At 64.3% G+C, this 17,948-nt stretch carries 14 protein-coding genes; 3 read left to right on the plus strand and 11 right to left on the minus strand.

The annotated features are described in order from the left end of the window. Positions 1–101: 101 nt before the first annotated feature. Positions 102–704: an NAD(P)H:quinone oxidoreductase gene (gene wrbA, locus OC446_RS20200; protein WP_262030817.1), complete on the minus strand. Its 603-nt coding sequence runs from the start codon at positions 702–704 to the stop codon at positions 102–104. Between the two features lie 166 nt (positions 705–870). Here wrbA and OC446_RS20205 point away from each other — a divergent pair, with 166 nt between their 5' ends. Continuing rightward, complete coding sequence (locus OC446_RS20205) at positions 871–1,818, plus strand: LysR family transcriptional regulator (protein WP_262030818.1); 948 nt, start codon at positions 871–873, stop codon at positions 1,816–1,818. A gap of 83 nt (positions 1,819–1,901) precedes the next feature. Here the strand turns inward: OC446_RS20205 and OC446_RS20210 are convergent, their stop codons facing one another. From OC446_RS20210 to OC446_RS20230, 5 genes are all read right to left on the minus strand, one after another. Further along, the gene (locus tag OC446_RS20210) at positions 1,902–2,888 is read right to left on the minus strand and encodes an MDR family oxidoreductase (RefSeq protein ID WP_262030819.1); all 987 of its coding nucleotides are present in this window, start codon (positions 2,886–2,888) and stop codon (positions 1,902–1,904) included. Between the two features lie 84 nt (positions 2,889–2,972). Continuing rightward, positions 2,973–4,214 carry an MFS transporter gene (locus OC446_RS20215; RefSeq protein ID WP_262030820.1) on the minus strand — a complete coding sequence of 414 codons (1,242 nt, stop codon included), beginning with the start codon at positions 4,212–4,214 and terminating at the stop codon, positions 2,973–2,975. Between the two features lie 152 nt (positions 4,215–4,366). After that, on the minus strand, positions 4,367–5,797 hold the full coding sequence (locus tag OC446_RS30860) for a M10 family metallopeptidase C-terminal domain-containing protein (protein ID WP_315986524.1): 1,431 nt from the start codon (positions 5,795–5,797) through the stop codon (positions 4,367–4,369). A gap of 132 nt (positions 5,798–5,929) precedes the next feature. Beyond that, positions 5,930–7,135: a cell wall hydrolase gene (locus OC446_RS20225; protein ID WP_262030821.1), complete on the minus strand. Its 1,206-nt coding sequence runs from the start codon at positions 7,133–7,135 to the stop codon at positions 5,930–5,932. 139 nt (positions 7,136–7,274) lie between these two features. Further along, complete coding sequence (locus OC446_RS20230; protein WP_262030822.1) at positions 7,275–8,123, minus strand: helix-turn-helix domain-containing protein; 849 nt, start codon at positions 8,121–8,123, stop codon at positions 7,275–7,277. Between the two features lie 125 nt (positions 8,124–8,248). Here OC446_RS20230 and OC446_RS20235 point away from each other — a divergent pair, with 125 nt between their 5' ends. Then, positions 8,249–8,650, plus strand: coding sequence for a hypothetical protein (locus OC446_RS20235; protein ID WP_262030823.1), 402 nt, complete (start codon positions 8,249–8,251; stop codon positions 8,648–8,650). 168 nt (positions 8,651–8,818) lie between these two features. Here the strand turns inward: OC446_RS20235 and OC446_RS20240 are convergent, their stop codons facing one another. Genes OC446_RS20240 through ppdK form a run of 3 tightly spaced genes read right to left on the minus strand, consistent with a single transcriptional unit; the run spans position 8,819 to position 12,145 of the window. Continuing rightward, entirely contained in the window at positions 8,819–9,175 is a 357-nt protein-coding gene (locus tag OC446_RS20240; protein ID WP_262030824.1) for a GFA family protein, read from the minus strand. Between the two features lie 24 nt (positions 9,176–9,199). Continuing rightward, positions 9,200–9,466 carry a hypothetical protein gene (locus OC446_RS20245; protein ID WP_262030825.1) on the minus strand — a complete coding sequence of 89 codons (267 nt, stop codon included), beginning with the start codon at positions 9,464–9,466 and terminating at the stop codon, positions 9,200–9,202. Further along, a complete protein-coding gene (ppdK, locus tag OC446_RS20250; protein WP_262030826.1) occupies positions 9,467–12,145 on the minus strand; it encodes a pyruvate, phosphate dikinase in 2,679 nt (892 codons plus the stop codon). Between the two features lie 357 nt (positions 12,146–12,502). Here ppdK and OC446_RS20255 point away from each other — a divergent pair, with 357 nt between their 5' ends. Beyond that, complete coding sequence (locus OC446_RS20255) at positions 12,503–14,734, plus strand: cadherin domain-containing protein (protein WP_262030827.1); 2,232 nt, start codon at positions 12,503–12,505, stop codon at positions 14,732–14,734. Between the two features lie 100 nt (positions 14,735–14,834). On the opposite strand, the gene OC446_RS20260 is transcribed toward OC446_RS20255, so the two are convergent. Together OC446_RS20260 and glyS are read right to left on the minus strand one after the other, a co-directional pair. Beyond that, positions 14,835–15,479, minus strand: a complete 645-nt coding sequence (locus OC446_RS20260; RefSeq protein ID WP_262030828.1) for a L,D-transpeptidase — start codon at positions 15,477–15,479, stop codon at positions 14,835–14,837. 180 nt (positions 15,480–15,659) lie between these two features. Next, positions 15,660–17,915, minus strand: coding sequence for a glycine--tRNA ligase subunit beta (glyS, locus tag OC446_RS20265; protein ID WP_262030829.1), 2,256 nt, complete (start codon positions 17,913–17,915; stop codon positions 15,660–15,662). Positions 17,916–17,948: the final 33 nt, after the last annotated feature.

The raw sequence follows: 17,948 nt of genomic DNA on the forward strand, positions 1-17,948 counted from the left end.
CCGGTGATCCCAATCGCATGAAACGCTGAGGCTCACCGTATCGAGATGGCCGGGACGGATCCCCGGATCAAGTCCGGGGACGGCCATGACGGAGCAGGATCTTACTTCGCAGCGAGCTTGGCAGCGATCTGGGCGACGTGGCGGCCCTGGAAGCGGGCGCCGTCGAGATCGATCTCGGTCGGCTGGCGCGAGCCGTCGGCGGCCGCGATCGTGGATGCGCCGTAGGGCGAACCGCCACGGATCTGGTCGACGCCCGACTGGCCCTGGAAGGAGTACGGCAGGCCGACGACCACCATGCCGTGGTGCAGGAGCACCGGCAACGTGGTGAGGATCGTGGCTTCCTGGCCGCCGTGCTGGGTGGCCGTCGAGGTGAAGACCGATCCGACCTTGCCGATGAGCTTGCCCTGTGCCCAAAGGCCACCGGTCTGGTCGAGGAAGTTCTTCATCTGCGCAGTCATGGTGCCGTAGCGGGTCGGCGTACCGATGATGATGGCATCGTACTCGGGCAGTTCCTCGACGGTCGCGATGGGAGCCTTCTGGTCGGTCTTGTAATGAGCCGCCTGCGCCACCTCCGCCGGGACGAGTTCCGGCACACGCTTGACCGCGACCTCGGCGCCGGCTTCGCGTGCGCCTTCCGCAGCAGCATAAGCCATCTGCTCGATATGTCCCCAGGACGAATAGTACAGAACCAGGACCTTGGTCATGTGAACTCCGATCGGTTGAGATGGGTGTGCGGAACGCCCGGCTTCCGACGCGATGTCTGGGCTGGAAGCGGGTCGCCGGCTGTTGTTGACGCTGGGGAGGATAATCTTTCCACGCTGCAAAACCAGTGTTAGATTTGCAGGAGCTCTCTTGCGGGAATGCAAACCAATGACCAAGCAGCAGCATCTCGACTGGGACGATTTCAAGCTCGTGAAGATCATCGCCGAGGCCGGCGGCCTCGGCGGTGCGGCGGAGCGGCTCGGCGTCAACCACTCGACGGTTTTCCGCAGGCTCGGTCAGATGGAGGAGAATCTCGGGGTCAAGCTCTTCGAGCGCCACCGCACCGGATACGTCCTCACCCCGGCCGGGGAGGAAATGTCGGCGCTGGCCGAGCAGATGGACGAGAACGTCACCGCCTTCACGCGCAAGCTCGCGGGCCAGGCCGTGGCCCCGACCGGTGAGTTGCGGGTCACGACCAACGACACGCTCCTCGTCCACCTCCTGACCCCGATCTTCGCCCGCTTCATCACCGCCTGTCCGGAGATGCGGCTCGACGTGGTGCTCGCCAACCAGGCGCTCAACCTGTCCAAGCGCGACGCGGACGTGGCGATCCGCGCCACCGACGATCCGCCGGAGACGCTGGTGGGACGCCGCGTGGCGACGATCGCCTGGGCGATCTACGGGCGGACGGCTGATTTCCCCGACGTTCAGGGCCCCGAAGACGTGAACCTCGCCGATCTGTTCGACCGTCACTGGGTCGCGCTCGGCGATAACCTGGCGGCCCTGAAGGCCGCCCGTTTCGTGCGCGACCACGTGGCGCCGGACAACATCGTCTACAAGGTCAACACGGTGCTCGGCCTCGCGGAATCGGTCCAGGCCGGAGCGGGCATCGGTCCCCTGCCCTGCTTCATCGCGGATGCGAAACCCGAACTCGTCCGCCTGTCGGAGGTCAAGCCGGATTTCTCCGCGGGCCTGTGGCTCCTGACCCATCCCGACCTGCGCCAATCGGCCCGCGTGCGCGCTTTCTTGGATTTCACGGCCGCCGAGATCGCCAAGCAGAAGAAATGGATCGAGGGGGCGGGGAAAAGGGCGCCGAGTCCCGCTCCGGTGGCTTAGCCGTTGATTTGAAACCCTTCCACGTCATGGCTGGGCCTGTCCCGGCGATGACGTGGAGAGGGAAGGCACCGTGACGTTGCGGGCTAGCCGATAACCACCACCACGCGCCCCTTGATCCTACCCTCGACGATTGCGCTTCCCGCCTCCAGCACCTGATCGAGCGGGATCGTCGAGGTCATGGCGGCGAGCTTGCCGTGGTCGAGGTCGCGGGCGATCCGGTTCCAGGCCTCGATCCGCAACGCCTTCGGGGCCATGACCGAATCGACTCCCAGCAGCGCAACGTTGCGCAGGATGAACGGCGCGACGGTCGTGGGAAGGTCCATCCCGCCCGCGAGACCGCAGGCCGCAATCGCGCCGCCGTATTTCGTCATCGACAGGACATTGGCGAGCGTCGTCGAACCGACCGTATCGATCCCTGCCGCCCAGCGTTCCTTGGAGAGCGGACGCCCAGAACCGGAGAGCTCGCTGCGGTCGAGGATCTCGGCGGCGCCGAGACCTTTCAGGTAGTCGGCCTCCTCGGGCCGTCCGGTGGAGGCGATCACATGCCATCCGGCTTTCGCAAGCAGCGCCACGGCCACCGAGCCGACACCACCGACCGCGCCCGTCACGATGGCGGGCCCGCGATCGGGGCTCAGGCCGTGGCGCTCCAGGGCCATCAGGCAGAGCATCGCCGTATAGCCCGCCGTGCCGACCGCCATGGCCTGGAGGGGCGACAGGCCCTGCGGGAGCGGGATCAGCCACTCGCCCCTGACGCGCACCTTCTCCGCATAGGCACCGAGATGGGTTTCGCCCAGGCCCCAGCCGTTGAGCACCACCGCGTCGCCGGGCTTGAAATCGGGATTCGAGGAAGCCTCCACCGTGCCGGCGAGATCGACGCCGGGAATCATGGGAAATCGGCGCACCACCGGGGCCTTGCCGGTGATCGCGAGGCCGTCCTTGTAGTTCAAGGTCGAGTGCGACACGCGCACGGTGACGTCGCCGTCCATGAGATCCGCCTCATCAAAGGCGCGAATTTCGACCCTTTGACCGGCTTCGTTCTTGTCGATGACGATGGCTTTGAACGTGCTCATGGTGCTTCCTCCCCGGACCATTTGTGGCGCGATGGAGGATCGGGGCAAGCAGAAAAGCCTCAGCCCTTCGGAGCAGTCCGAGGCCTACTCCGCCGGCTGAAGGGCCGGCCCGCGCTGCACGGGCTGCTCCTTGATCGGCAGGTTGATCAGGGCGGAGGCGAGACCGAGCAGAACCGAGAGCCACCAGACCGCGCTGTAATTGCCGTTGATCTCGTAGAGCAGGCCGCCGAGCCACACCCCGAGGAAGCCGCCGACCTGGTGCGAGAAGAACGCGAAGCCGTAGAGCATGGCCATGTAGCGCGTGCCGAACATCAACATCACGAGGGAGGATGTGGGCGGCACCGTGGATAGCCAGAGCAAGCCGATCGAGATGCCGAACAGGATCGACGTCACGGGCGTGGCCGGAACCAGGATGAAGGCGGCGATCGCCACCGAGCGGCCGAGATAGATCCAGGCCAGCAGCCAGCGCTTGGACATGCGGGTGGAAAGCCAGCCCGAGCCGAGGGAGCCGACCGCGTTGGCGAGGCCGATTACGGCCAGCGTCCATCCGCCGACCGCAGCGGACAGGCCCGCATCCTTGAGATAGGCCGGCAGGTGGACGGTGATGAAGGCGAGCTGGAAGCCGCAGGTGAAGAAGCCGAGCACCAGCAGCACGTAGGAGCGATGCCGGAAGGCTTCCGTCAGGGCCTGCTTGATCGACTGGTTCGGCACCGCGGCCGCTCCGGTCTGGCCGGCGTCGCCGGTAGGCCGCGTGGCGAGCGCCAGTGCCAGGGGCATGACGAGCAGGACGCTTGCGGCGAAGACGAGCAGGGCCTGGTGCCAGCCGAAAGAATCGATCAGCACGTTGCCGATGGGCGGGAACAGGAACTGGCCGAACGAACCCGCCGCCGTGCCGGCGCCGAAGGCCATGGGCCGCCATTGCTCCGGCAGGAGCTTGCCGAACGCGCCGAGCACCAGATTGAACGAGCAGCCGGACAGGCCGAAGCCGATGAGCACGCCGGCACCGAGTTGCAGCATGCCGGGCGTGGTCGCATAGGCCATCACGACGAGGCCGAGGGCATAGAGCAGCGCACCGAAGCAAAGCACCCGGAGCGCCCCGAACCGATCCGCCACCGCTCCGGCGAAGGGCTGGCCGACGCCCCAGAGCAGGTTCTGGACCGCGATGGCGAGGCCGAACGTGTCGCGACCCCAGCCATACTCCGTAATCATCGGGAGCTGGAACAGGCCGGACGACGCCCGCGGCCCGAAGGTGATCAGGGCGATCAGGCAGCCGCAGACGACGATGAGTTCCGGCGAAATACGGGATGGAGCAGGAGAAGCGGACATGCCCACGGCTCTCGGAAGAGGCAACAAGGCGCGCAGACTATCCCAACTCTGGCATCAGCAACATTGAAAGTTTGTAGGCTTTGGTATGAGAGAACGTGATGGATATCCGGTGGAGAACGGGAGCCCGACTCCTCCTGCGGGCTCCTCCGCCATCAGATCACAAAGAGATCCTGATATCCGAGCTTCAGGGTCTTTCCGAGGGTGGCGATCTTCACCTTAGCCGCAGCACCGGTCCCGTCCGCATCGTACAAGAGCGCGCCGGTTTTCCTGTCGTAAATGATTCGATCCTCACGATCCTGCGCTTTCGAGGCTCGGACGAACATGTCGACGTTGAACATCTTCGGACTGGATGGGCTGCCGGCGCCCAACTTGGTGAAGATCTTGTTGTCGAGCAGGATCGAATCGTAGGTCGGGTTGAAGTCGTAGATCCGGTCGACATTCGCCCCCTTGCCGACCTTGCTGTCGAAAACGAAGCTGTCCCGGCCCGCGCCGCCGTAGAGCTTGTCGTCACCGGCCCCTCCGTAGAGGGTGTCGTTGCCGACATCGCCGAAGAGCGTGTCGATGCCGTCGTTGCCCTTCAGCAGGTTCGCGGCGGCGTTACCCTGGAGCGTGTCGGCGAAGCGTCCGCCGTTGGCATTCTCGATCACGACCCCGTTGGCGATCGTGTAGCCGCCGGCGAACTCATTCTCCCGGGAGATGAAGCCTCCCGCATTCGGATCGCCCTCCCGCAACGTCGCGGCGCGGAGATCGATGACGACGCCACTCTGGGCCTGCGCCGCGGTGATCGTGTCCTTTCCGCCCGAATCCCAGAGGCAGAACCATCCGTGATCGCCCACATCCGCGTTTGAACCCGGCAATGTGTAGACGTCGTTCCCTTGGCCGGTTTTCGTGTTCTTTCCGTAGAGAGCCTGCAAGGCGGCAATGTCGAAAGCGCCGAGTCCCGCCTGGTTGCCGGAGGCCCTCTCATAGCCGGCTTTGTCCCACCCGGGATTGTAGGACATGACCGTCCAGATTCCCTGGTTCAAATCGTTTTCTCCGGTTGAGAAGGCGTCGGTGACGCCCGGAAAGGCCGTTGCGTCCTCGGCTGTTCCACCATCGTGCGGATGAGCCAGACCCATGCCATGGCCCAATTCGTGCAGGATGGTGTCGAGCGCCTCGCTGCCGAAAGAGAAGCCGGTCCATGTCGGCGCCGCGACGTTGAAATATCCCCAGCTTTGCTCGTCATACGGCAACTCGTGGATGCCGAGCGTGCCGCCGCTCAAGTCGGTCTTCCACCAGACGATGTTGGCTTCCGCAACGGTGTTGGCGCGCGCGAAGGTAAGCCCGCAGACGCTTTCGTAGACCCGCATCGCGTAGTCGAAGGCGGCCTTCTCGGGATCGGTCCAATTCCGAGCGGACGCGCCGCTCACGAGGACATCACTGGGGCCGTGGGCGACGTTCGCCGACGTAAAATCCCTGCCTTGCCCGAACCAGACCTTGATCGGACCACCTGCGATGTTCCAAGCCGATCCACCCCAGACGAGGGAATCCACATAGGGATTGCCATACCCTGAACCCGCAACGGAACTTCGGATACTCGCCACGATTTCCCCGCCTTCGACGCTACATCCTATCGTTATATTGATATGCAGTATCTTTGAAAGTGCCGAAGCGCACCCGAGAGGAATTCCTGAGGATCGAACGTAAAACGGGTCCCCGCTTACACGCTCGGTGCTTCAGGTCTGCCCGGGCTTGAGCTTGTAGAAGATATGGCGACCGATCACGTCCATCTTTTTCAGACGGCGGGCCCAGTAGGGCTTGACGTAGTCTGCATGATAATGGGTCGCGCCGCCGACATCGGCCAAGTACGTCTTGCCTTCGAGCACGGCGCTCGCGACGCTCTTGGCGCGTTCCCAGGATTCCGTGTCGCGGATGCGCAGAGCCTTGCCCTCGCAGGCGAAGGTGAACTGGCAGGCGAGATGGCGATGGCGGTTCTGGTAGACGACGCCGCAGATGCTGGACGGATACAGCCCGCTCTTCACCCGGTTGAGCACCACCTGGGCGACCGCCGCCTGCCCTTCGAGGGGTTCGCTGCGGGCCTCGAAGTAGACGGCCTCGGCCAAGCAGCGCTGCTCCTTGTTCATGTTGTCCGGATCGATCAGGTCCGCATAGCGCGGACGATCCGCCTCGTCGCCCTTCGGCAGGATGGTCAGGGCGCCGTAGCCGCTCCGGTCGAGGCGCGGCGATTGCAGGGACACGGGCGCCGCCGCGATCTCGACGGGCGTTGCCTCCATGGGAGCCGGCGTGGCCGAAGAGAGGGCGATGGCGCGCTTCACCATGGGGGTCGTCGGGCTCGCCGCTGCTCCGGTGGAGCCCGCAGCGGCAGCCGCTGGGGATTGGACGGAGGTGGTCTGGCGCGTCGTGGTGTATTCGGGCGTTTCCCAGGGCTCGAAGACCTGTTCGGTTTCCGGCGCTTCGAGCTGGCCCTCCATGAGAACGGTCGGCGGCAGGAGCCGTTCGTCGTGACTATAGAGCAGCCGCGCGCCGGTCGCGTGTTCGAGCGTGGGGCGCAGTTGCTTCGCCCGTCGGGACAGGGTGGCATGCGGCGCCACCAGCGGACTTCCCTTCAGGGCACGGTCCACGATGGGATCGGGCCCCGCATCGGCCTTCCTGTCGGCCTTAAGGGGGGCGGAATCAGTCATCTCATCCGGCAGGTCGTAGCGCGGCATGGAGCGGAGGATGTCGCGATCGATCCCAAGCTTCCCATCGGCGATGGAAGCGCCGGTCGGCGGAATGAGCGCGGTCTCGACGAGGCGGGCGGTGGCGCTGCGTGGCGTGAAGCTGACGCCGGAATGCAGGTCGTTGCTGGCCGAGGCGGTGAACGAGATTAGAAGCCCCGTTGCCAGCGCCCAGGGAGCCGTGGTGGCGCAGATCCATTTCACTCGAGAACGACGATACGGAAGACGCACGCGCAACACCCTGCAAAAACTCATGAACATCCCGGAGCATCCAGCAGGAGGGCTCCGATGCCTTAAAGTTATCGCGGGTTAAGGTTGATGGGTGGTTAAGGCCGGCCTCCCCTCATCCGGCCTTTGCTGCGGCAGCCTGACGCTTCTCGGCGAGGCGGCGCAGGGCCGCGCCGGTTTCGGGATCGGCCGGGAAGAAGGCCTCGATGGCGAGTTCCGAAAGCGTGACATCCACAGGCGTTCCGAAGATCGTCGTGGTGCTGAAGAGCGTCAGCACGCCCTCCTCCGTCTGGAGCTGGAGCGGCACGACGATGCCGGCATAATCGTGGTTCGTCTTAGGCGCCCGTGCGGCGGCATCAGGCGTCGGATAGGAGCGCAGCTCCTCGATCAGACCGGCCAGATCCGCATCGCCCGTCGCATCGACCTGACGATGCAGGCGGTGGACAAGATGATTGCGCCATTCGGTGAAGTTCACGATGCGGCGCGCCAGGCCTGCCGGATGAATGCTCAGACGCAGCACGTTGACGGGCGGTTTCATCAGGGCCGGATCCACCTCGCCGATCAGGGACACGAGGGACTCGTTCGCAGAGATGAGCGACCAGTGCCGGTCGACTGCGAGCGCCGGGTAAGGATCATGGCCCTTCAGGACGAGATCCACCGCCTGACGCATGCCGGCGAGGGCCGGATCGTCGAGGGAACGCTGCGAATAGACCGGCGCGAAGCCCGCCGAGACCAACATGATGTTGCGCTCGCGCAGAGGCATGTCGAGTTTCTCCGCCAGCAGCAGCACCATCTCGCGGCTCGGCTGCGAGCGGCCGGTTTCGAGGAAGCTCAGATGCCGCGTGGAAATCTCGGCTTCGAGCGCGAGATCCATCTGGCTGAGGCGGCGGCGCTGACGCCATTCGCGCAGGTAATCGCCTACATGTCGGTCGGTTGTCACGGGTCGAACGCTCGCTGTTGTCATGAGCGGACCATAACGTGACGCGCATTCATCTTCCATGACCTCGGAGGTAATCGACGGCTTTCGATCCATACGAAATCCTGCATCCACGGTTGAGGCCTTCAGCCGAGTGACGACAGGAGAGAGCCATGATGACGATCCAATCTTCCCCGCTTCTTCGCCAGGCCCTCGTGGCCGACGCCACCACCAGCGCCACCTTCGGCCTCATGCTGCTGATCGGGGCCGGAACCCTGAGCGGCATCTTCGGCCTGCCGGACATGCTCCTGCGCATCGCGGGCTTGGTTCTCCTGCCCTACGCGGCCTTCATCGGCTGGCTCGGTCTGCGGGAGCAGATCCACAAGCCCGTGGCTTGGGCCGTGGTGCTCGGCAACGCCCTCTGGGTCCTCGACAGCGCACTGCTGCTGATGAGCGGCTGGGTCTCCCCGACGAGTGCAGGCTATGCCTTCGTGATCGCCCAGGCGCTCGTGGTGCTGATGTATGCGGAGTTCCAATATGTCGGGCTGCGGCGCTCGACGGAGGCGTTGGCCTGATCATCGATGAACCGCCCTTGGCCAAATGCGATGGACAGACGGCCCTTCCATGTCATCACCGGCCTTGTGCCGGTGATCCCGCTTTCTTCGGAGTGCGGCGCTTCACACAATCGGAATGGCCGTGATGATCCCCGGATCAAGTCCGGGGACGGTCGTGATGGGGAGGGTTTAGCCCCTCGCATCCCGCCCGTTGAACGGGATCGCCTTGATCTCCGCCAGATCCACGGTTTCGAGGCAGCGCACGTTGATGGCGGCCATCGCCTCACCTGTCGGCTGCTTGCCTTCGCCGAAGGTCGCCGAGCCGCAGGTGGAGCAGAAGCGGTGCTGGATGGTGTGCGTGTTGAACGTGTAGGTGGAGAGATCTTCCTCACCACGAACGATGGTCAAGGCGCCGCGCGGCACGAAGGTGAGCAGATAGCCCTTCCGGCTGCAGATGGAGCAGTTGCACTCGATGACCTGCTCGAGATCCGTCTCGACCTCGTACGCCACCTTGCCGCAATGGCATGAGCCCTTGTGCAGCGCCATCTTCCGTCCCCTTGTTCAGTGTTGTCAGCTCAACGCTATCATCAGGGTCACGATCAAACCAGCGCCGATCACCGCCACGAACCGGTCGCCCATGGTGAGGGGCTCCGCCTTGCCCTGGGTCGCGAGCTGGCCGATTGCGAGATCGAGGGCCAGCGACACGGCGAAGGGCCATGCGGCCGGCGGCACGGCCGTCTCCTGCCATGCCGGATTGAGGCGCGCGACGTAGCCGAGGACGATGCCGGATACCAGCACCGTCCCGATATAGATCAGACGAGAGCGAGACAGGACCATTTATGCCTGGCTCGCGGCCTTGTTGCCGAGGGCTGCCTGCGCGGCCGCCAGACGCGCGATCGGCACGCGGTAGGGCGAGCAGGACACGTAGTCGAGCCCGACCGACTGGCAGAAATGGATCGATGCCGGATCGCCGCCATGCTCGCCGCAGATCCCGAGCTTGATGTTTCCGCGGGTCGCCTTGCCGCGCTCGACCGCGAGCTTCACCAGTTCGCCCACGCCCTCCTGGTCGATGGTCACGAACGGATCGGCCGGCAGCAGCCCCTTCTGCGTGTAGGGGCCGAGGAACGAGGCCGCATCGTCGCGCGAGATGCCGAGCGTCGTCTGCGTCAGATCGTTGGTACCGAAGGAGAAGAACTCCGCCGATTCCGCGATCTCGCCGGCGCGCAAAGCGGCGCGCGGCAGCTCGATCATCGTGCCGACCTGGTACTCGACCGCGACGCCGCTTTCCTTCGCCACCGCTTCCGCCATGGCGACGATGCGCGCCTTCACGAGGTCGAGCTCAGCCTTCGTCATGACGAGCGGCACCATGACCTCCGGCACGACCGGCCGGCCCGTCTGCTTGCCGGCTTCCACCGCCGCCTCGAAGATGGCGCGCGCCTGCATCTCGGCGATCTCCGGGTAGGCCACCGCCAGGCGGCAGCCCCGGAAACCGAGCATCGGGTTGAACTCGTGCAGCTCGCGGGCGCGGTGCTTGAGCTTGTCGACGGAGGCGTTCATGGCCTTGGCCACCTCCTCCATCTCCTCTTCCGAATGCGGCAGGAACTCGTGCAGCGGCGGATCGAGCAGGCGGATCGTCACCGGCAGGCCGCTCATGATCGAAAACAGCTCGACGAAATCCTGGCGCTGCATCGGCAGCAGCTTGGCGAGCGCGGCGCGGCGGCCGGCCTCGTCGTCGGACAGGATCATCTCGCGCACGGCCACGATGCGGTCGCCCTCGAAGAACATGTGCTCCGTGCGGCACAGGCCGATGCCTTCGGCGCCGAAGGTGCGGGCGGTCTTGGCATCGAGCGGCGTCTCCGCGTTGGCGCGCACCTTCATGTGGCGCACCTTGTCTGCCCAGCCCATCAGCGTGGCGAACTCACCCGACAGCTCCGGCTCCAGCATCTTCACCTGGCCCAGCAGCACCTGGCCGTTGGAACCGTCGATGGTGAGCACCTCGCCCTTCTTCAGCGTCTGGCCGGCGACGGTGAGCGTCTGCGCGGCATAGTCGACGCGGATCGAGCCTGCGCCCGACACGCAAGGCTTGCCCATGCCGCGCGCGACCACCGCCGCGTGCGAGGTCATGCCGCCGCGCGTGGTGAGAATGCCTTCGGCCGCATGCATGCCGTGGATGTCTTCCGGCGAGGTTTCGACGCGCACGAGGATGACCTTCTGGCCGGCTTTCTTGGCCGCTTCCGCATCGTCCGAGTTGAACACGATCGCCCCCGAGGCGGCGCCGGGCGAGGCCGGCAGGCCGGAGGCCAGGATCTTGCGCTCGGCCTTGGGGTCGATGGTGGGATGCAGCAGCTGGTCGAGAGCCGCCGGCTCGACGCGGGTGATCGCCTCCTCCTGGGTGATCAGGCCCTCAGAAGCCAGCTCGACAGCAATGCGCAGCGCTGCCTTGGCGGTGCGCTTGCCGTTGCGGGTCTGGAGCATCCAGAGCTTGCCGGTCTCGACCGTGAATTCCATGTCCTGCATGTCACGGTAGTGCTTTTCGAGGATGCCGTAGATTCGCACCAGCTCGCGATAGGCGTCCGGCATCGCCTGTTCCATGGAGGGCTTGTCGGAGCCGGAAGCGATGCGGGCCTTCTCGGTGATGTCCTGCGGGGTGCGGATGCCCGCCACCACGTCCTCGCCTTGGGCATTGATCAGGAACTCGCCGTAAAGCTCGCTCTCGCCGGTGGACGGATTGCGGGTGAAAGCCACGCCGGTGGCGGAGGTCTCGCCCATGTTGCCGAACACCATGGCCTGCACGTTCACGGCCGTGCCCCAGCTCGCCGGGATGGCGTGCAGCTCGCGGTATTTGATGGCGCGGTTGTTCATCCAGGAGCCGAACACGGCCCCGATGGCGCCCCAGAGCTGCTCCTCCGGCTCCTGCGGGAAGGGTTTGCCGAGCTCCTTCTCGACCAGCGCCTTGTAGCGCGGAAGGATCGCCTGCCAGTCCGTGGCGGTCATGTCCGTGTCGAGCGTATAGCCCTTGCGGTCCTTGTACTCGTCGAGGATCTCCTCGAAATGGTGGTGCTCGAGGCCGAGGACCACGTTGGAATACATGGTGATGAAACGGCGGTACGAGTCATAGGCGAAGCGCTCGTCGCCCGCGCCCTTGGCCAGAGCCCCGACCGTGACGTCGTTGAGGCCGAGATTGAGCACCGTGTCCATCATGCCCGGCATCGAAGCGCGGGCGCCGGAGCGAACGGAGACGAGGAGCGGGTTCTCGGCATCGCCGAAGGTGCGGCCGGTGAGCTTGCCGACGTAAGCCAGCGCGTTCTCGACTTGGGCTTTCAGCTCCTGCGGATAGGCGCGGCCGTGGTCGTAGTAATAGGTGCAGACCTCGGTCGTGATCGTGAAGCCCGGAGGGACCGGCAGGCCCAGATTGGACATCTCGGCCAGATTGGCCCCCTTGCCACCGAGCAGGTTCTTCATCCCCGCCTGGCCCTCGGCCTTTCCATCCCCGAAGGTATAGACCCACTGCGTCATCGCTCGATCCCCTGGCTCTGAATACGCCCTGCTGCCGCGCAGGTGATGGCTTGAAACATATGGAGCCCAAACGCAAGCTGAACAGCCGAGGTTTCCCTTCCTGCCTTCAGATTCCAGGCCCGGCAACCGGTATCATTTCACTGCTTATTAATTTATGTTATATCGTGCGAAAGAATTTCGCTGGGCCTCACCTTGGTTCTGTGAAGGGGTTCCACCTCGAAGCTTCGGCCTAGCCTCCCAATCCCCTAACGGAATCTAGTCGCCGCATACCACCAGTCTTGACATCCGTTTCCACGAAAGAGGCTTCCCATGCCAGCGCCACTTACCATCAATGATATTCAGACTACGAAGGTAACCTTGACCGAGAACGACTCGGATCTCATCGTCAACGCGGCGATCAATGTCCAGCCGTTCACCACCGCCATCGATCTTTCGGCCGGCGCGGGTGGTGAGCTAAAGCTTTCCGCCGATGTGACAGGATTTATCCTTTCCACGCAGTCGACGGCCTATGTGGTCACGGTCGACGCCGGAGTCACCGCACAGAGGTTTTCTCTCACCGAGGCCAGCATCACCAACCATGGGCGGATCACCGACAGAGTGAGGATCGGCGACCTATCCTCGGATGCCAGCACGCTCAGCAATCTCACGAATACGGGCTTTATCAACGAAGGGGCGGAACTGGGCTACCACACCCAGGTCTTCAATTCTGTCGTCGAAAATTCTGGAACGATTTCCACTTCATCTTCGACAGGCGTCGCCTTGAGCTTCCAAAGCGCCGCGGGCGGGATGGTCAACCTGACCAATTCGGGAACGATCAGTGGAAATATCGGAATCGGGTTCAGCAGTCCGATCAACATCACGATCACCAACACCGGCACGATCAAGGGCACTGGATGGGGGGGAGCCGCGATCTCGGGAGTGAGCGGCGGCATGATCGACAACCGCCACGGCATCATCGAGGGCCTCGTCAGGCTGGTCGACGGGAACAACACCTTCTTGGGTGGCACCGGCGATGAAATGATCGCAAGCGGGCGAGACAACGACATCATCAATGGCGGCGGTGGCATCGACACCGTCAGATTCGACTATGCGGACATGGATCTTACCGTCGATCTTCGCATTACCACGGCCCAGACCATCGACGCGCGGAGCAGCGACACATTGATCGGGATCGAGAACCTGATCGGCTCGTACGGAGCAGACCATTTCACCGGCGACGATAATGCCAATTCTCTGGCCGGCAAAGGGGGCGACGACACCTTGGTGGGCGGCAACGGAGACGACACGCTCGCCGGAGGCTACCAGAACGATCTCCTCCAGGGCGGGGCGGGGGTCGACACGGCGATTTTCGATTTATCAACCGGCGCCCGGATCAACCTCAGCCTAACGACCGCGCAGAACACAGGCCAGGGCAACGACGTGCTGGAGGAGATCGAGAACATCGTCACAGGAAACGGCAACGACACCGTGACGGGCAGCGCCGCAGCCAATGCGCTGACGGGAAATTACGGTGACGACAAACTCAGCGGCGGCGCGGGCGACGATACGCTGAACGGAGGAGACGGGGACGATCTCCTGACCGGCGGTGCCGGCACCGACCTTATCGACGGCGGCGCAGGCGACGACGTGATTTTCGGAAGCGGCCGCGACGTCGCGGTGTTTTCCGTGGCAAGTTCCGCCTATACGAAGGTCGACAACGGGGACGGCAGCGTTACGGTCATCTCGGCCGACGGCACCGACGAGTTGCTGGGCATCCGCTTCGCCAAGTTCACCGACAAGACGGTCGCCCTGATCAATGCCAATCCCGACAGCATCGCCCTGTCGAAAACGAGCGTTGCGGAAAACACGCTGGTCACCACCATCGTCGCGAGGTTGTCGGCGCACGACGCCGATGGGGACGCGTTGACTTACAGTCTGACGGACGATGCCGGCGGCATCTTCGCTCTCGACGACAACAACTTGATCCTAGCAAAAGCGCTTGATTTCGAGACACAGGCCCAGCACACGGTTACCATCACGGCGAAGGATGCATGGGGCGGCGAGACGAGTCAGAGCTTCGTAATCTCCGTCGTCGATATCGACGAATCCGCCACGACAGGCGGGGGCGACAAGCCCCTGACCCTCGTCGGAACGGCCGGCGCCGATACCCTGACGGGAAAATCCCTCAACGATGAGCTGAGAGGCCTTAGCGGCAACGACACGCTGTCTGGCGGTGCCGGCAACGACCTGCTTTTCGGCGGCGTGGGCAAGGATGTACTCACGGGGGGAGAAGGTCAGGATATTTTCGGATTCGACACCAAGCCCAATAAAGCGACCAATATCGACCGCATCACCGATTTTTCGGTTGCCGACGATACGATTCAGCTATCGAAGGCGGCTTTCAGCAAGATCACGAAGAAGGGCGTTCTGGCAAAGAGCGCTTTCTGGTCCGGCGCGAAAGCGCATGATGCAAGCGACCGGATCATCTACGATCCCAAGAAGGGCGCCCTGTTCTATGACAGCGACGGATCCGGAAAGGCCGCAGCCGTGCAGATCGCGATTCTGTCCAAGGCGCTTAAAATCAACGCTCTCGATTTTTTCATCACCTGATGGTGTCCGACCTTCGGGCTCGGCGGCAGGGCGACAAGACGAAAAGCGAAAAGGCCGGGCGATCTGCCCGGCCTCTTTTACTGTCGAACGATGAACAGGTTCAGACCCGGTAGCGTCCATTGCGCTTCACATAGACCGTCGCGCCGACGGGAACGCGCTCGTAGAGGTCGGCCACGTCCTCGTTGAGCATGCGCACGCAGCCCGAGGAGACCTGCTCGCCGATGCTCCAGGGCTCGTTGGTGCCGTGGATGCGGAAGAGGATGTCGCGGCCGTCCTGATAGAGATAGAGGGCGCGGGCGCCGAGCGGGTTGTCGAGTCCGGCCTCCACATAGCGCGGCAGCTCCGGCTTGATGCCGACCATGGTCTTGGTGGGCGACCAGTTGGGCCAGACACCCTTGCGGCCCACGGATGCGATGCCCTTCCAGGAGAAGCCCTGCTTGCCGACGCCGACGCCGTAGCGGATCGCCCTGCCCTCCGGCTGGACGAGGTAGAGCATGCGCTCGTCGATATCGACCACGATGGAGCCCGGCTTCTCGGAGCCTTTGTACTCCACCGTCTGGCGCGCGTATTTCGCGTCCATCCTGCGGCGGTCGACCAGAGGAATGTCGTGCGGCTTGTCCGGCATGGTGCCGATGTACCAGCCGGCATCGTCCGCCGAGGCGGCCTCGTAGGGCTGTTGCTGGGCAGTCTGGCAGGCAGCGAGGGGCGCGCTCAGGAGAGCGGCGATCAGCAGGCGTCGAATCATGGTCACTCAACCAGGTGAATCAGTTGCCGCTTACCTAGGGCGTAGGTGCCGGCTTGGCTGTGCCCCACGCGCAACACCTTAACATGAATTGACCCCGCCGCCCCCTCGGGGAGATGTCTCCAAAGGAGGAGAAACAGCTCTCTTCCGAGGCAGGCGAAGGATTTGCCCCACTTTGAGCTGCTATCCCTCGATGCGGGAGAAATCCGCCACCGTGCGGGTGGCTTCGCGGATATCGTTGAGGAGCCGCAGGCGGTTCGCCCGGAGGCCTGAATCCTCCGCATTGACGGTCACCTTGTCGAAGAACGCATCGACGGGCTGGCGCAGGCGCGAGAGCGCGCGCATCGCCCCCTCGAAATCCTCCGCCTCGATGGCCGCCTTGGCCTCTTCCTTGGCGCCGTGCAGCACCACGGCAAGCGCCTTCTCTTCGATCTGACCCTGGTCGTTCACGATCTGGAGGTCCGGCGCCTCGTTATAGGCGCACCCGTCCTTCTTCTCCTCGATGCGCAGGATGTTGGCGGCGCGGCGATAACCGGCGAGCAGATTCCGGCCGTCCTCCGTATCGAGGAAGCGGCCGAGCGCCTCCACCCGGCGAACAACCATGAGAAGGTCGTCCTGGCCTTCGAGGGCGAAGACCGCATCGATGAGATCGTGACGCGCGCCCTGGTCGCGCAGATAGACTTTCAGGCGGTCGGCGAAGAAGGAGAGGAGGTCGAGCGCCCGCACATACATGATGCGCGCAAGGCTCTCGGAATTCCCCAACTGCCGCTGGCGGAAAATGGATTCGAGATCCGGAAGGGTCGGATGATCGAGCAGCCCAGCAATGGCGCTGTCGTCGATCGCCTCGACGAGCTTCTTGGCCTGCAAGAACTCCTCGAAGAGAACGTCCTTCGCGTCGCGGGCGAAAAGCTTCGCGAACAGGGCAATCAGCGGCAGCTTGAGATTGTTCTCCAGCACCAGCCGGATCACGCCGAGCGCCGCACGGCGCAGCGCATAGGGATCCTTCGATCCCGTCGGCTTCTCGTCGATGGCCCAGAAGCCAACCAGCGTGTCGATCTTGTCGGCGAGCGCCACGGCCACGGAGACCGGATCGGTCGGCACGCGGTCGGACGGACCGAGCGGCTTGTAATGCTCTTCGATGGCCGCCGCGACGGACGGGTGCTCGCCCTGCAGGGTCGCATAATAGCGGCCCATGAGTCCTTGCAGCTCGGGGAACTCGCCGACCATCTCGGTGACGAGATCGGCCTTGGCGAGCCGCGCGGCCCGTTCTGCCAGCGCCGGATCGGCCCCGACAGCAGGCGCCAGTTCCCTGGCCAGCGCCGCGATGCGCTCCACGCGCTCGTATTGCGTGCCGAGCTTCTCGTGGAACACGATGCTCTTGAGCTTTTCGAGCCGGTCTTCGAGCTTCACCTTCTGGTCCGTCTCCCAGAAGAACTTCGCATCGGACAGGCGCGCGCGCACCACGCGCTCGTTGCCGCCCACGATGGTCTTGCCGCCATCGCCGGCGATGAGGTTCGAGGTGAGCAGGAACTTGTTCGCGAGCTTGCCGGTGTTGGGATCGCGCAGCACGAAGCATTTCTGGTTCGCCCGGATCGTGGTGCGGATCACCTCCGGCGGAATGTCGAGGAACGCTTCATCGAATGAGCCCATGAGCACCACGGGCCATTCCACGAGACCCGCGACCTCTTCGAGCAGGCCCTCGTCCTCGACGAGTTCGAGGCCCTGCGCGAAGGCGAGATCCTTCGCGTCGTGCAGGATCATGTCCTTGCGGCGGTCCGTGTCGATCACGACCTTGGCACGCTCCAGCGCCGGCGCGTAATCGTCGAAGCGCTTCACGCGGATCTCGCCGGGGGCGAGGAAGCGGTGGCCCTTCGTGACGTCGCCCGATGCGATCCCGTCGATCTCGAAGCGCACCACTTCCGGATCCTCGGTCTCGGGCCCGAAGGTGCAGATGACGGAATGGAGCGGACGCACCCAGCGCAGGCTCCCAGGCTCGCGCGACGCTGCACCCCAGCGCATGGATTTCGGCCAGGGGAAATTCTTGACGATGCCGGGCAGGATTTCCGCCAGCACGTCCGGGGTCGAGCGGCCGGGTTTCTCGATCACGGCGACGTAGAACTCGCCCTTCTTCGGATCGCTCTCGATTTTCGCCAGGTCGATGGAGGACAGCCCCGCCCCCTTCAGGAAGCCCTGGATCGCCGCATCGGGTGAGCCGACGCGCGGGCCCTTGCGCTCCTCGCGCACATCCTGCCCCTTCACCGGCAGGCCGGCCACATGGAGCGCCAGCCGCCGTGGCGTGGCAAAAGCCTTGGCGCCTTCATAAAGGAAGCCGCGCTCCACGAGCGCATCGGTCACAAGCTTCTTCAGATCCTCCGCCGCACGGCGCTGCATGCGGGCGGGAATTTCTTCGGAAAAGAGTTCGAGGAGAAGATCGGGCATCGGAGAACTTTATGTCTGAGGGAGATCAACGGA

The organism is Microvirga sp. Mcv34 (assembly GCF_024519725.1).
Lineage (GTDB): Bacteria > Pseudomonadota > Alphaproteobacteria > Rhizobiales > Beijerinckiaceae > Microvirga.